This is a genomic window from Streptomyces subrutilus (genome assembly GCF_008704535.1).
In the GTDB taxonomy this organism is placed as follows: domain Bacteria; phylum Actinomycetota; class Actinomycetes; order Streptomycetales; family Streptomycetaceae; genus Streptomyces; species Streptomyces subrutilus.
On the sequence record NZ_CP023701.1, the window covers coordinates 6158881 to 6171232 of the forward strand.

Sequence of the window (12352 nt, forward strand, 5' to 3'; positions counted from 1 at the left end):
TGCGTTCGAGGGGTGGGGCGGGGGTCGTGGGGTCGGTGGTGCGCCGGGCGAGACGGTCGGTCACGGGTGGCCGAAGGCCGTCGCGAGGCGACGCGACCGCAGGGAGCGCTCTTGAGGACCGGCGCAACAGGGGGAGACGACGCGACTGACGGCACCCCTCCCACCCCCGTCCGAGCGCACCGCCGCTCCCGCACTCCCGCCCCGCCACTCCGTGCCGCCCTGTCAGAAAGTGCCACAAGTATGGCCCTGTCCGAGTTCTCTGACGTACCGTCATATAAGCGCCAGCCCCCAGACCCGGACCCAGGAGCCCGCACAACCCGCACCCCGGTCCTGCCCGGTCCCGCCCCACGCCCAGGAGGTCCGCCATGTCCGTCGACCGGCCCGTTGCGCTCGACGAATACCCGATCCATCAGGCGCCGTTGTCGATGAAGCACCTGGTCAGCGGTGACCGCAATGCGTACGACCGCTGCATCTTCCACGTCTTCGACCACGCCGGGAGGTTCGTGCTCATCCTCGGCCTCGGGGTGTATCCCAACGCCGGGGTGATCGACGCCTACGCCACCCTGCGCATCGGTGACGAACTCCTCGCGGTGCGGGCCTCCGACGCGCTCACCGACGACCGGATGAACCTCTCCGTCGGCCCCCTGTCCATCACCGTCGACGCCCCGCTCAGGCAGCTCACCCTGCGCTGCGCCGCCGATCCCGGGGATCCGGACGGGCTGTCGTACGACGTGACCTGGACGGCCGGGTTCCCCGCCGTCTGGGAGCCGCACCACGTCCAGCGGCGCGGTGACCGCCTCATGCTGGAGGGCCGCCGGTTCGTGCAGGCGGGCGGCGTCGGCGGCACCATCCGGGCCAAGGGGGAGGAGTTCAGGCTGGACCCGGGGGAGTGGACCGGCACCCGGGACCGGAGTTGGGGCGTGCGGCCGATCCCGGGGGAGGACGGTGCGCGGGCGGCCGAGGAGTACCGGCCCGAGGGTTTCCACTGGCTCTGGATACCCGTTCGTTTCGAGGACCGGTTCGTCGTGGTCGTCGCGCAGGAGGACGCCGACGGTCACCGCACCCTCAACGAGGCCGTGCAGGTCTTCCCCGAGGACAGCGGCCGCCGCGACGTCCAGCTCGGCTGGCCGCACACCGACATCCGCTACCGGTCCGGCAGCCGGCACCCGGTCAGCGCGGTCGTCCACCTCACGGACCCCGCCCGCAAGCCCCTCGAACTCGGCGTGGAGATCCTCAACTCCTCGCCGCTCGCCGTCGGCGCCGGCTACCCGCCCGCCACCGACTGGCAGCACGGCACCTGGCAGGGCCGCGGCTGGACCGACCGCCGGGTCTACGACCTCTCGGACCCGGCCGCCCATCCCATGGCCGCGTACGGCGTCACCGACCACTCGGCCCGGTTCACCCTCGACGGCCGGGTGGGCCACGGGATCTTCGAGCACGGCAGCTTCGGCCGCCACGACCCGAGCGGCTTCGCCGACTACTCCTCCGTCGCCCCCTAGGCCGTGTCGTCGACGTCCTGTCCGGCCGGCGACACGACGTCGACGACGCTCCCCGGCGGGCGATAGCAGGAGGTCCACCCCGGTCAGCCGGTCCGGCCGGAACCGTCAGAGTCAGAGGAAGGGCACCCATGGCCACCGCACCGCGCCCGCGCACCTCCACCCGAGAGCCCGAGGAGCTGGGCAGGCGCCTGGCCGGCTGGCTGGACGCCCGGCTGCCCGGCGCGCGGGTCACCGGCGTCCGCGTCCCCGGCTCGAACGGCATGTCCAGCGAGACGCTGCTCTTCGACATCGAGCACCCGGACACCCCCCTCCGCGCCTGCGCGCTGCGGCTCGCCGCCGACCCGGCCGCCTACACCGTCTTCCCCACCTACGACATGGCGCGCCAGCACCGCGTGATGAGCCTGGTCGCCCGCCGCACCGACCTGCCCGTCCCCCGGGTGCAGTGGCTGGAGGAGGATCCGGAGCCGCTCGGGGCGCCGTTCTTCGTGATGGCCCGGGCAGAGGGCCGGGTCCCGCCCGACGTGATGCCCTACACCTACGAGGGCAACTGGCTGCACGCCGCCACCGACGCCGAGCGCGCCGGGCTCCAGGAGGCGAGCGTCGCCCTGGTGGCGCGGCTCCACGACCAGGTCCCGGCGGGGGAGGCGGAGTTCCTGCTGCCGCCGGGGGAGGGCACGCCGCTGCGCCGTCACGTCGACGCCCAACGCGCCTACTACGCGTGGGTGGTGGAGGGGCTGGCGCCCTCGCCGCTGATCGAGCGGGCGTTCGCGCGGCTGGAGGAGCTGTGGCCGGCCGACGAGGGGGCGGCCGTCCTCAACTGGGGGGACGCCCGCATCGGCAACGTCGTCTACGACGGGTTCACGCCGGTGGCCGTGCTGGACTGGGAGATGGCGGCGTACGCCCCGCGCGAGGTGGACCTCGGCTGGACCGTCTACCTCCACCGCTTCTTCCAGGACCTCACGGTCGGCTTCGGCCAGGCCGGCCTGCCGGACTTCCTGCGCCGTGCGGACATCGAGCGGCAGTACGCCGCGCTCACCGGCCACACCCCGCGGGACATGGAGTTCCACACCCTCTACGCGGCGCTGCGGCACGGCATCGTGATGCTGCGCATCGCCTACCGGCAGGCGCACTTCGGCGAGGTCGAGGTCCCCGCGGACCCGGACGGCCTGATCCTGCACCACGCCAGCCTGGAGGCCATGGTGCAGGGCGCGTACTGGTAGGGGTCCCGCAGTCGGCCAGTCGGCCAGTCGGCCAGTCGGCCAGTCGGCCAGTCGGTCAGGCGGCCTGCGCGTGCTGCTGGCGGGTCTGCGGCACCGCGGGGCGCACGAACCGGACCGGACGCGAGCCCGGGCCGCCGACGTGCGAGAACGGCTGGGTCCGCCAGTCCAGTCCCTGGGGCAGCGTCAGCAGGACGACCGCCTCCAGCTCCTGCGGCTCCCCGGGCTGCGCGGCGCCGACGGTGGGCAGCGCGTCGGAGGCCGGCCGCCCGGTGCCCGCGCACACCGTGAGCCCAAAGGGGTTCCACGGGGTCAGGCAGAGGGCGTGCTGCGGCAGGTACTCCTCGTCGGCGACGAGGGCGATCGCCTGGCTGCAGTCGGGGCAGATCGCGTGGTGGATGTCGAAGCCCTCGTCTTCGAGGTTCTCGGCCCACTCGGGGTACCCGGGGTCCCCGGATTCGAGCGGTTCCAGGGGCTCCGGTTCGGTGCGACCGGTGCGCTTGGTGTTCTGCATGGATGTACTCCCCCTTGGGTGGGCCGGGCGGGCGAGGTTCTTCGGCCACGGCCACAGCAAGCACTTCCCGTCGCGCGGCACGAGTAACCGCAACGGGCCGCCGTACGCCTCCGTAGCGTTGTGGCCTTCGTCACATGCCCGGCGCAGATGCCTCCAGTGGGCGGACAGCACTGTGCCTGGAGCGCCCTTGGGCCTTAGGTTGAGCGGCTATGAGCGCAATGGAGGAGCTGGACCGCCAGATCGTGGATCTGCTCGTGCGGGACGGGCGGATGAGCTACACGGACCTGGGCAAGGCCACCGGACTGTCCACGTCGGCGGTCCACCAGCGGGTACGCCGACTGGAGCAGCGCGGGGTGATCCGGGGCTACGCCGCCGTGGTCGACCCCGAGGCCGTCGGCCTGCCCCTGACGGCCTTCATCTCGGTCAAGCCGTTCGACCCCAGCGCTCCGGACGACATCGCGGACCGGCTGGCCGGCGTCCCGGAGATCGAGGCGTGCCACAGCGTCGCCGGTGACGAGAACTACATCCTCAAGGTCCGCGTGGCGACCCCGCTGGAGCTGGAGGACCTCCTGGGCCGGCTGCGCGCCCTCGCGCACGTCTCGACGCGTACCACGGTCGTCCTGTCCACCCCCTACGAGGCCCGCCCGCCCCGCGTCTGACCCCCCGCCCCGCAGCCGCCTCCGGCCCCGCGGGCGCGCCGCGGGGCCACCCCGGTCAAGGGCGGCCCGGCGGACCGGCGAGACTGGTCGGCATGACTGACCGCACCGCCACCTCCGCCGACGCCGCCGGAGCACCGACCCGTACCGTCCTGCTGCGCGGCGGCGAGGTCCACAGCCCCGCCGACCCGTTCGCCACCGCCATGGTGGTCGAGCGCGGCCACGTCGCCTGGGTCGGCTCGGAGGGCGCGGCCGACGCCTTCGCGCAGGGCGTGGACGAGGTCGTCGACCTCCGCGGGGCGCTCGTCACGCCCGCCTTCACCGACGCCCACGTCCACGCCACCTCCGCCGGCCTGGCCCTCACCGGCCTGGACCTGGGCGCGGCCGCGTCGCTGCCGGCCGCGCTGGAGCTCGTACGGGCGTACGCCGCGAGCCGCCCGGCCGACCGGGTGCTCCTCGGGCACGGCTGGGACGCCGCCCGCTGGCCCGAGCGGCGGGCGCCCCGCCGCGCGGAGCTCGACGAGGCCGCCGGCGGCCGTCCGCTCTACCTCAGCCGCGTCGACGTGCACTCGGCCGTGGTCACCACCGCCCTCCTCGACATGGTTCCGGCGGTCACGGTCCGCGGCGACGAGCCGCTGACCCGCGACGACCACCACGCCGTCCGCGCGGCCGCGCTGGGGGCCGTCACCCCGGCCCGGCGGGCCGAGGCGCAGCGGGCCGCGCTGGACCGGGCGGCCTCGCTCGGCATCGGCTCCGTGCACGAGTGCGGCGGGCCCGACATCTCCTCCGCCGAGGACTTCGCGGAGCTGCTGGCGCTGGCCGCCGGGCGGCCCGGGCCGCGCGTCTTCGGGTACTGGGCCGACCGGGACCTCGACCGGGCGCGGGAGCTCGGGGCGGTCGGCGCCGCCGGTGACCTCTTCGTCGACGGGGCCCTGGGCTCGCACACCGCCTGCCTGCACGCCCCGTACGCCGACGCCGCCCACACGGGCACCGGCTACCTGGACGCGGGCGCGGTCGCCGAGCACGTGGCCGCCTGCACCGAGGCGGGCCTCCAGGCCGGTTTCCACGCCATCGGGGACGCCGCCCTGACCGCGGTGGTCGAGGGGGTGCGCGCGGCGGCCGGGAAGGTCGGGGCGGCCCGGGTCCGGGCGGCCCGGCACCGCGTCGAGCACGCCGAGATGATGACCCCGGCCACGATCGCCGCGTTCGCGGAGTTCGGCCTGACGGCCTCCGTGCAGCCGGCCTTCGACGCGGCCTGGGGCGGCGAGGACGGCATGTACGCGGACCGGCTGGGGGCCGAGCGGGCCCGCACCCTGAACCCGTACGCGGCCCTGCTCAGGGCCGGTGTCCCGCTGGCCTTCGGGTCGGACGCCCCGGTGACCCCGCTCGACCCGTGGGGCACGGTCCGCGCGGCGGCCTTCCACCGCACCCCCGAGCACCGGATCTCCGTCCGGGCGGCCTTCACGGCCCACACCCGGGGGGGCTGGCGGGCGCTGGGCCGCGACGACGCGGGCGTCCTGGTCCCGGGCGCCCCGGCCGACTACGCGGTGTGGGAGACGGCCGAGCTGATCGTGCAGGCGCCCGACGACCGGGTCGCCCGCTGGTCCACCGATCCCCGCTCCGGCACCCCCGGGCTGCCCGACCTGAGCCCCGGCGCCGAGCTGCCGCGGTGCCTCGCGACGGTCGTCGGCGGGCGGGAGGTATTCGTACGCCCACAGGGGTGATCCGGTCCGCCTCGGTTCGGTACGGGCGGCCGGACCCGGATAGGTTCGGCCGGGTCCACCACCGGACGTCCGCGCCGGACGAATCCGTCTGCGCAGCGCGCCCGCGCCTCGGGGGCGACGGAAGGTTTCACCGCGCGGCGGGTGGCCCCGGCCGGGGCCCGGCGGTCCAGTAGACAACGGTCACGGCGGCCCGCAGCCAGCGGGAGTCCGACCGGCCCGAAGGACCACGGGCCCCGGCCTCTGTTCTAAAGTCATCCTCTGCGAGACGACGTACAGGACGTGCAAGAGCACAAAAGGGGACTCAGTGAGTGACGGCGGACAGCGGACCTACGGACCGCTCGGTACGGCCCTGGTGATCATTCCGACCTACAACGAGGCGGAGAACATCGGGCTGATCGTCGGTCGCGTCCGCGCGGCGGTCCCCGAGGCCCACGTCCTCGTCGCGGACGACAACAGCCCCGACGGCACCGGCAAGCTCGCCGACGAGCTGGCGGCGGGCGACGAGCAGGTGCACGTCCTGCACCGCAAGGGCAAGGAGGGGCTCGGCGCGGCCTACCTGGCGGGCTTCGTCTGGGCCTTGGAGCAGGGCTACGGCGTGATCGTCGAGATGGACGCCGACGGCTCCCACCAGCCGGAGGAGCTGCCGCGCCTGCTGACCGCGCTGTCCGGGGCCGACCTGGTGCTGGGCTCCCGCTGGGTGCCGGGCGGGCGGGTCGTGAACTGGCCCAAGAGCCGCGAGATCCTCTCGCGCGGCGGTTCGACCTACTCCCGGTTGATGCTGAACGTGCCGATCCGCGACGTGACGGGCGGCTACCGGGCGTTCCGCCGCGAGACGCTGGAGGGCCTGGGCCTGGAGGAGGTGGCCTCCGCGGGCTACTGCTTCCAGGTCGACCTGGCCCGCCGGGCGGTGCAGAAGGGCTTCCGCGTGGTGGAGGTCCCCATCACGTTCGTCGAGCGCGAGTTCGGCGACAGCAAGATGAGCAAGGACATCGTGGTGGAGGCCCTGTGGCGGGTCACCCAGTGGGGCCTGAAGGCGCAGGCCGCGAAGCTCCTCCCGGGCCGTCCCGCCGCCGAGCCGGCCGCGGTGCCCGAGAGCGCGGTGCCCGAGAGCGCGGTGCCCGAGACCGCGAAGCCCGAGACCGCGAAGCCCGAGACCGCGAAGCCCGAGGCCGAGGTGTCCGGGGCCGAGGGTGCGCACGACGCCGACGCCGAGGCCGCCGGCGCGTCCGCCGAGGGGTCCTCCGGCCGCCGCCCCGACGGGGCGTGACCGGGCCCGGTCACGGTCGGGCGGGGTCGGGCGTCCCCTAGGGGATGTCCGCTACCTCCGGCTGAGGCCGCTTTTACGCCGGGCCAGGCACACTGGACGGTATGACGACCGGCGTTCCCACTTCGACGGCCCCCCGGCGGCGCTCGCCCGCCCGTACCTTCCTCCCGCTGGCGGTCGCCGCCTGGCTGGTCCTGGAGATCTGGCTGCTCGGCCTGGTCGCGGGCGCGGCCGGCGGCCTGGCCGTCGCCGCGCTGATCGCGGGCGGGATGGTCCTGGGCGCGGTGGTCATCAAGCGCGCCGGACGGCGGGCCTTCAAGAACCTCACGGACACCTTCCAGCAGGCGCAGCAGGGCGCCCGTCCCGCACCGCAGCAGCCCGGGCAGGGCAACGGCCTCACCATGCTGGCCGGCCTGTTCCTGATGATGCCGGGCCTGATCTCCGACGCGGCGGGCCTGGTCCTGCTGCTGCCGCCGGTACGGGCGTGGATCGGCCGGCGCGCGGCCGCCTCGCTGGAGCGCAAGATGGCCGCCGCGTCCGCCGGCACCTTCGGCGACGCCTTCCAGCAGGCCCGCATCCACCGCCCCGACGGCAAGGTCGTCCAGGGCGAGGTCGTGCGCGAGGACCGGCCGCAGCCGGGCCCGGACACCGCCTACCGCCCGCCGCTGGCCCCGTAGGACGGACCCCTCCTCCCGGCCCCGCGGCCCGGAGCGGCGTGGGAAGCGGAGGGGGCAGCCGAAGGAGCACCCGGCCCAGGGCGGCGATGAGTCGAGGGCAGCGCACAGCCGAGGGGCCCCGCCACACTGTGTGGCGGGGCCCCTCGGCCAGTGGTGTTCAGTCCGGCTGTCAGGCGGACTTGCGGCTGTCCCGCGGATGCACGGCAATGTTCATGGCGCCGGAACGGAGGACCGCCAGCCTTTCGGCCAGCACTTCCTCCAACTCCTCGCGGGTGCGTCGCTCCATGAGCATGTCCCAGTGCGTTCGCGCAGGCTTGCCCTTCTTCTCTTCGGGCCCGTCCCCGTCCACCAGGAGTGCCATGGCGCCGCACGCCTTGCACTCCCACTCCGGCGGAATTTCTGCCTCAACCGAGAACGGCATCTCAAACCGATGTCCGTTCTGGCATGCGTACTCCACCGCCTGGCGCGGGGCCAGATCGATGCCGCGGTCCGTCTCGTAGCTGGTAACCACGAGGCGCGTACCGCGGAGAGCTCGCTCACTCATGAATCGTGCCTCCCGGGCTTTGTCGCCCACAGGACAGGTGTCGCTGTCGTCGTCATCCGGTCAACGTCCGGTCGGCGGATTAGATTCCCGCTCCGGGTCATGCGTCGCCCGTCGTGCCGCCCCTTGTTGTACCCACCAGTGCCCGTTTTGTCACATCTGGCAGCAGATGTCACCCAACGTCCACACTTTTCAAGCGCGCAGTAACGGTCCGCCTGGCAGGCCAAAGGCGTACACTACCGGCCCGTTGCTTCAACGTCTAAATTCGTTCGGAATTCGTTCGTGGATGCGGGCCGGAAGTGCTCGGTGTGTCGCCTTCAGATGCGTTCGGGTACAGGATTGCCTGCCGCCTCCACCGCGCGCCGCACCGGCACTCGCGCGAGGAGCACGAAACCCAGTGCGAAGAAGACCACCAACGAGATGATCGCGTCCCGGTAGCTGCCCGTGACCTGGTACGTCAGCCCGAAGACCAGCGGCCCCACCCAGCTCAGGCCGCGGTCGCTCATCTCGTACGCGGAGAAGTACTCGGCCTCCTTCCCCGCCGGCACCAGGTGCGAGAACAGCGAGCGCGACAGCGCCTGGCTGCCGCCCAGCACCAGTCCGATCATCGCGGCGAGCGCGAAGAACCACACCGGGGTGCGGGCCGGCAGGAAGTATCCGGCCCCCAGCGTCACCGCCCAGGCGGCCAGCGAGCCCAGGATCGTCCGCTTGGCGCCGTACGCGCGGGCCAGCCGGCCCATTCCCAGCGCTCCCGCCACCGCCAGCACCTGCACCAGCAGCACCGCCACGATCAGCGTGGACTGCTCCAGCTCCAGTTCCTCCGACCCGTAGACCGAGGCCTGGGAGATGACCGTCTGCACCCCGTCGTTGTAGATCAGGTACGCGAGCAGGAACGACAGCGTCAGCGGATAGCGCCGCATGTCCTTCAGGGTGGCGACGAGCTGCCTCCAGCCGCTGACCGCCGGCCCCACCCCCGCCTCCCGCACCACCGTGCGGTCCCGCAGCCGGCGCAGCGGGATCAGCGCGAACGCTCCCCACCACACGCCCGCCGAGGCCAGGCAGATCCGGACCGCCTCGCCCTCGGAGAGGCCGAAGGAGGCGTGGCCCTGGTAGAGGACGAGGTTCAGTACCAGGACGAACGCGCCCGAGGTGTAGCCGAAGGCCCAGCCGCGCGAGGAGACCGTGTCCCGCTCGTCGGGCGCCGCGATCTGCGGGAGGAAGGCGTTGTACAGCACCATCGAGACCGCCAGCGCGGCGTTCGCGACGATCAGCAGCAGCCCGCCCAGCAGGTAGCGGTCGCCGTCGAGGAAGAACATCCCGGCCGTCGCCGCCGCGCCCGTGTACGCGGCCGCCGCCAGCAGCGGCTTCTTGCGTCCGCTGCGGTCCGCGACCGCACCCACCAGCGGCATGATCAGGACGGCCGCGATCACCGAGGCCGACACCGCGTACGCGAAGAAGGACCCGGCCCGGACCGGGACGCCCAGCGGGTGCACGTACCCCTGGGCGTCGGCCGCGGCCTTGGCCACCGAGGTCAGGTACGGCCCGAGGAACACCGTCAGCACGCTCGTCGAGTAGACCGAGCAGGCGAAGTCGTAGAAGTACCAGCCGTGCTGCTCGCGCCTGCGCGCCGCGGCGGTCGCCGCGGCGCCGTCCTCCGCACCCGGTTCCGTTTCGTCCGTCGTCTGCGCGGTCATCCGGTGCCCCCTCGCTGTCCCCGTACCGCCGCGGCCGCCGCGGCCCGCGCGGCGGCCGGCGGGCGGTCAGGCCCAGGCCCCGCGCCGGTCCAGCACCGTGCGCAAGATGTCGATCCGGTCGGTCATGATGCCATCGACCCCCAGGTCGAGCAGCGCCTCCATGCGTTCCGGTTCGTTCACGGTCCACACGTGCACCTGGAGGCCCCGCGCGTGCGCGGTGCGCACGAAGCGCCGGTCGACCACCCGGATGCCGGCCTGGGTCTCCGGGACCTGCGCCGCCACCGCCCCCACGCGCAGCGCCGCCGGGACGGAGTACGAGCGCAGGCGCAGGCCGAGGACCCCGCGGACGCCGTAGGAGGTGGCCAGCCGGGGCCCGGCGATCTTCGCGGCCCGGGCCACCCGGCCCTCGGAGAAGGAGCCCACGCACACCCGGTCCCAGACGCCCGTCCGGGCGATCAGGTCGACCAGCGGGTGCAGCGCCGACTCCGCTTTGACATCGACGTTCCAGCGGGCGTCGGGGAACTGCTCCAGCAGTTCCTCGAAGAGCGGGAGCGGCTCGGTGCCCGCCACCCTGGCCTCGCGCACGCGCTTCCACGGCAGCTCCGCGATCCGGCCCGTGCCGTCGGTCACCCGGTCCAGCGTGGAGTCGTGGAACGCGACGAGCTTCCCGTCGGCCGTGGCGTGCACGTCGGTCTCGAAGTACCGGTAGCCCGCGTCGGCGGCCCGGCGGAAGGCGGCCGCGGTGTTCTCCAGCCCGTCCGCGGCCCCGCCGCGGTGCGCGAAGGGGATCGGGGCGGGGTGGTCCAGATACGGGTGGCGAAGGCGTCCGTGCGTCACGGCGGCAGTATGCCCGCTGCACGGCGCGGTCAGGGCACGCGCCGCGGGCGCGGCGGCCCGCGGCACGGGGGCCGTGGCGGCGCCCTCGTGGTGGGGGTGGCCTGCCCCGTGACACCCTGGGAGGGCGGCCGGGCGATCCAATCCCGGCCCCGGGCGGCCCCCGACGAGGCCAATGGGACGAAGGTGGACCGCACACCATGGCCGAATGGACCTCGGCGGTCGGCGCCGCTCAGCTCGCCCGACTCGTCGGCTCGCAGCAGGAGCGCGGCGGCGCGGGCGGCGCCCGCAGGCATCCCGCCTACCGGACCCTCGCCGACGGGATCCGCCTGCTCGTCCTGGAGGGCCGGATCCCGGTCGCCGCCAGGCTGCCCGCCGAGCGCGAGCTGGCCGTCGCGCTCTCCCTCAGCCGCACCACCGTCGCGGCCGCCTACGAGGCGCTGCGCGGGGAGGGCTTCCTGGAGTCGCGCCGGGGCGCCGGCAGCTGGACCTCCGTGCCCGCCGGCAACCCGCTGCCCGCGCGCGGCCTGGAACCGCTGCCGCCCGAATCCCTCGGCTCGATGATCGACCTCGGCTGCGCCGCACTGCCCGCCCCCGAGCCCTGGCTCACCAAGGCGGTGCAGGGCGCCCTCGAAGAGCTCCCGCCGTACGCGCACACCCACGGCGACTACCCGGCGGGCCTGCCCGCGCTGCGCCGGATGCTCGCCGACCGCTACACCGAGCAGGGCATCCCGACCATGCCCGAGCAGATCATGGTCACCACCGGTGCGATGGGCGCCATCGACGCCATCTGCAGCCTCTTCGCGGGACGCGGGGAGCGCATCGCCGTCGAGTCCCCTTCCTACGCCAACATCCTCCAGCTGATGCGGGCCGCCGGAGTCCGCCTCGTGCCGGTGGCGATGGACGAGGGGCTGGCCGGCTGGGACATGGACGTGTGGCGGCAGGTGCTGCGCGACTCGGCGCCCCGCCTGGCCTACGTCGTCGCCGACTTCCACAACCCGACCGGCGCCCTGGCCTCCGACGAGCAGCGCCGCGCCATGGTGGAGGCGGCCCGGTCGGCCGGGACGGTGCTGATCGCCGACGAGACCATGGTCGAACTGCAACTGGACCCGGGTCTGGAGATGCCGCGCCCGGTCTGCTCCTTCGACCCGGCCGGCAGCACGGTCGTCACCGTCGGCTCCGCCAGCAAGGCCTTCTGGGCCGGCATGCGGATCGGCTGGGTCCGGGCCGCCCCCGACGTGATCCGCAGCCTGGTGGCCGCGCGCGCCTACGCCGATCTCGGCACGCCGGTGCTGGAGCAGCTCGCGGTGAACTGGCTGATGCGCACCGGCGGCTGGCAGGAGGCCGTCGCGCTGCGCCGCGACCAGGCCCGGGACAACCGCGACGCCCTGGTGGCGGCGGTGCGCCGGGAGCTCCCGGACTGGGAGTTCACGGTCCCCTCGGGCGGTCTGACCCTGTGGGCCCGGGCGGGCGGCCTCTCCGGCTCCCGGCTCGCGGAGGTGGGGGAGCGGGTCGGCGTACGGGTCCCCTCGGGCCCCCGGTTCGGCGTCGACGGGGCCTTCGAGGGCTACGTCCGGCTGCCGTTCACCGTGGGCGGGCCGGTGGCCGAGGAGGCCGCGGCCCGGCTCGCGGCGGCGGCCCGCCTGGTCGGCACGGGCGCGGGCGGCAGCGGCGCGGAGCCGCCCCGGACGTTCGTGGCGTGACCCCGGGGCGCGTGCGGGCCCCGGGTGCG

General features: G+C 74.3%; 10 protein-coding genes and 1 pseudogene. 7 read left to right on the top strand and 4 right to left on the bottom strand.

What is annotated here, in order from left to right; translation table 11 throughout:
• Positions 1-365 precede the first annotated feature (365 nt).
• Positions 366-1499 carry an Rv3169 family protein gene (locus CP968_RS27420; protein WP_150520539.1) on the top strand — a complete coding sequence of 378 codons (1134 nt, stop codon included), beginning with the start codon at positions 366-368 and terminating at the stop codon, positions 1497-1499.
• Positions 1500-1627: 128 nt separating this feature from the next.
• On the top strand, positions 1628-2719 hold the full coding sequence (locus CP968_RS27425) for a phosphotransferase family protein (protein ID WP_150520540.1): 1092 nt from the start codon (positions 1628-1630) through the stop codon (positions 2717-2719).
• 55 nt (positions 2720-2774) lie between these two features.
• Here CP968_RS27425 and CP968_RS27430 read toward each other — a convergent pair whose 3' ends face one another.
• Positions 2775-3230, bottom strand: a complete 456-nt coding sequence (locus CP968_RS27430) for a hypothetical protein (RefSeq protein WP_150520541.1) — start codon at positions 3228-3230, stop codon at positions 2775-2777.
• A gap of 218 nt (positions 3231-3448) precedes the next feature.
• Between CP968_RS27430 and CP968_RS27435 the strand changes: the two genes are divergently transcribed.
• The 4 genes and pseudogenes from CP968_RS27435 to fxsA all read left to right on the top strand — a co-directional run bounded on the left by CP968_RS27435 (position 3449) and on the right by fxsA (position 7551).
• Complete coding sequence (locus CP968_RS27435; RefSeq protein WP_030011705.1) at positions 3449-3889, top strand: Lrp/AsnC family transcriptional regulator; 441 nt, start codon at positions 3449-3451, stop codon at positions 3887-3889.
• Positions 3890-3981: 92 nt separating this feature from the next.
• Positions 3982-5610: an amidohydrolase gene (locus CP968_RS27440; protein WP_150520542.1), complete on the top strand. Its 1629-nt coding sequence runs from the start codon at positions 3982-3984 to the stop codon at positions 5608-5610.
• A 304-nt stretch (positions 5611-5914) separates the two neighbouring features.
• Positions 5915-6661, top strand: a pseudogene (locus tag CP968_RS27445) (polyprenol monophosphomannose synthase); the annotation flags it as partial.
• Between the two features lie 317 nt (positions 6662-6978).
• Positions 6979-7551: an FxsA family membrane protein gene (fxsA, locus tag CP968_RS27450; RefSeq protein ID WP_150520543.1), complete on the top strand. Its 573-nt coding sequence runs from the start codon at positions 6979-6981 to the stop codon at positions 7549-7551.
• Between the two features lie 169 nt (positions 7552-7720).
• On the opposite strand, the gene CP968_RS27455 is transcribed toward fxsA, so the two are convergent.
• The 3 genes from CP968_RS27455 to CP968_RS27465 form a co-directional block, all read right to left on the bottom strand.
• The gene (locus CP968_RS27455) at positions 7721-8095 is read right to left on the bottom strand and encodes an RNA polymerase-binding protein RbpA (protein ID WP_007262928.1); all 375 of its coding nucleotides are present in this window, start codon (positions 8093-8095) and stop codon (positions 7721-7723) included.
• A gap of 314 nt (positions 8096-8409) precedes the next feature.
• Positions 8410-9786 (bottom strand): MFS transporter, encoded by a 1377-nt coding sequence (locus tag CP968_RS27460; protein WP_150520544.1) that lies wholly within the window; start codon positions 9784-9786, stop codon positions 8410-8412.
• Positions 9787-9852: 66 nt separating this feature from the next.
• Positions 9853-10623 carry a glycerophosphodiester phosphodiesterase family protein gene (locus tag CP968_RS27465; protein WP_150520545.1) on the bottom strand — a complete coding sequence of 257 codons (771 nt, stop codon included), beginning with the start codon at positions 10621-10623 and terminating at the stop codon, positions 9853-9855.
• A gap of 197 nt (positions 10624-10820) precedes the next feature.
• Between CP968_RS27465 and CP968_RS27470 the strand changes: the two genes are divergently transcribed.
• A complete protein-coding gene (locus tag CP968_RS27470) occupies positions 10821-12323 on the top strand; it encodes an SCO1417 family PLP biosynthesis transcription factor (RefSeq protein WP_150520546.1) in 1503 nt (500 codons plus the stop codon).
• Positions 12324-12352: the final 29 nt, after the last annotated feature.

Excerpts from the sequence above, each read along its gene's own strand:
- CP968_RS27420 (WP_150520539.1), top strand. The coding sequence starts at position 366 with ATGTCCGTCGACCGGCCCGTTGCGCTCGACGAATACCCGATCCATCAG.
- CP968_RS27425 (WP_150520540.1), top strand. The coding sequence starts at position 1,628 with ATGGCCACCGCACCGCGCCCGCGCACCTCCACCCGAGAGCCCGAGGAG.
- CP968_RS27430 (WP_150520541.1), bottom strand. The coding sequence starts at position 3,230 with ATGCAGAACACCAAGCGCACCGGTCGCACCGAACCGGAGCCCCTGGAA.
- CP968_RS27435 (WP_030011705.1), top strand. The coding sequence starts at position 3,449 with ATGGAGGAGCTGGACCGCCAGATCGTGGATCTGCTCGTGCGGGACGGG.
- CP968_RS27440 (WP_150520542.1), top strand. The coding sequence starts at position 3,982 with ATGACTGACCGCACCGCCACCTCCGCCGACGCCGCCGGAGCACCGACC.
- fxsA (WP_150520543.1), top strand. The coding sequence starts at position 6,979 with ATGACGACCGGCGTTCCCACTTCGACGGCCCCCCGGCGGCGCTCGCCC.
- CP968_RS27455 (WP_007262928.1), bottom strand. The coding sequence starts at position 8,095 with ATGAGTGAGCGAGCTCTCCGCGGTACGCGCCTCGTGGTTACCAGCTAC.
- CP968_RS27460 (WP_150520544.1), bottom strand. The coding sequence starts at position 9,786 with ATGACCGCGCAGACGACGGACGAAACGGAACCGGGTGCGGAGGACGGC.
- CP968_RS27470 (WP_150520546.1), top strand. The coding sequence starts at position 10,821 with ATGGCCGAATGGACCTCGGCGGTCGGCGCCGCTCAGCTCGCCCGACTC.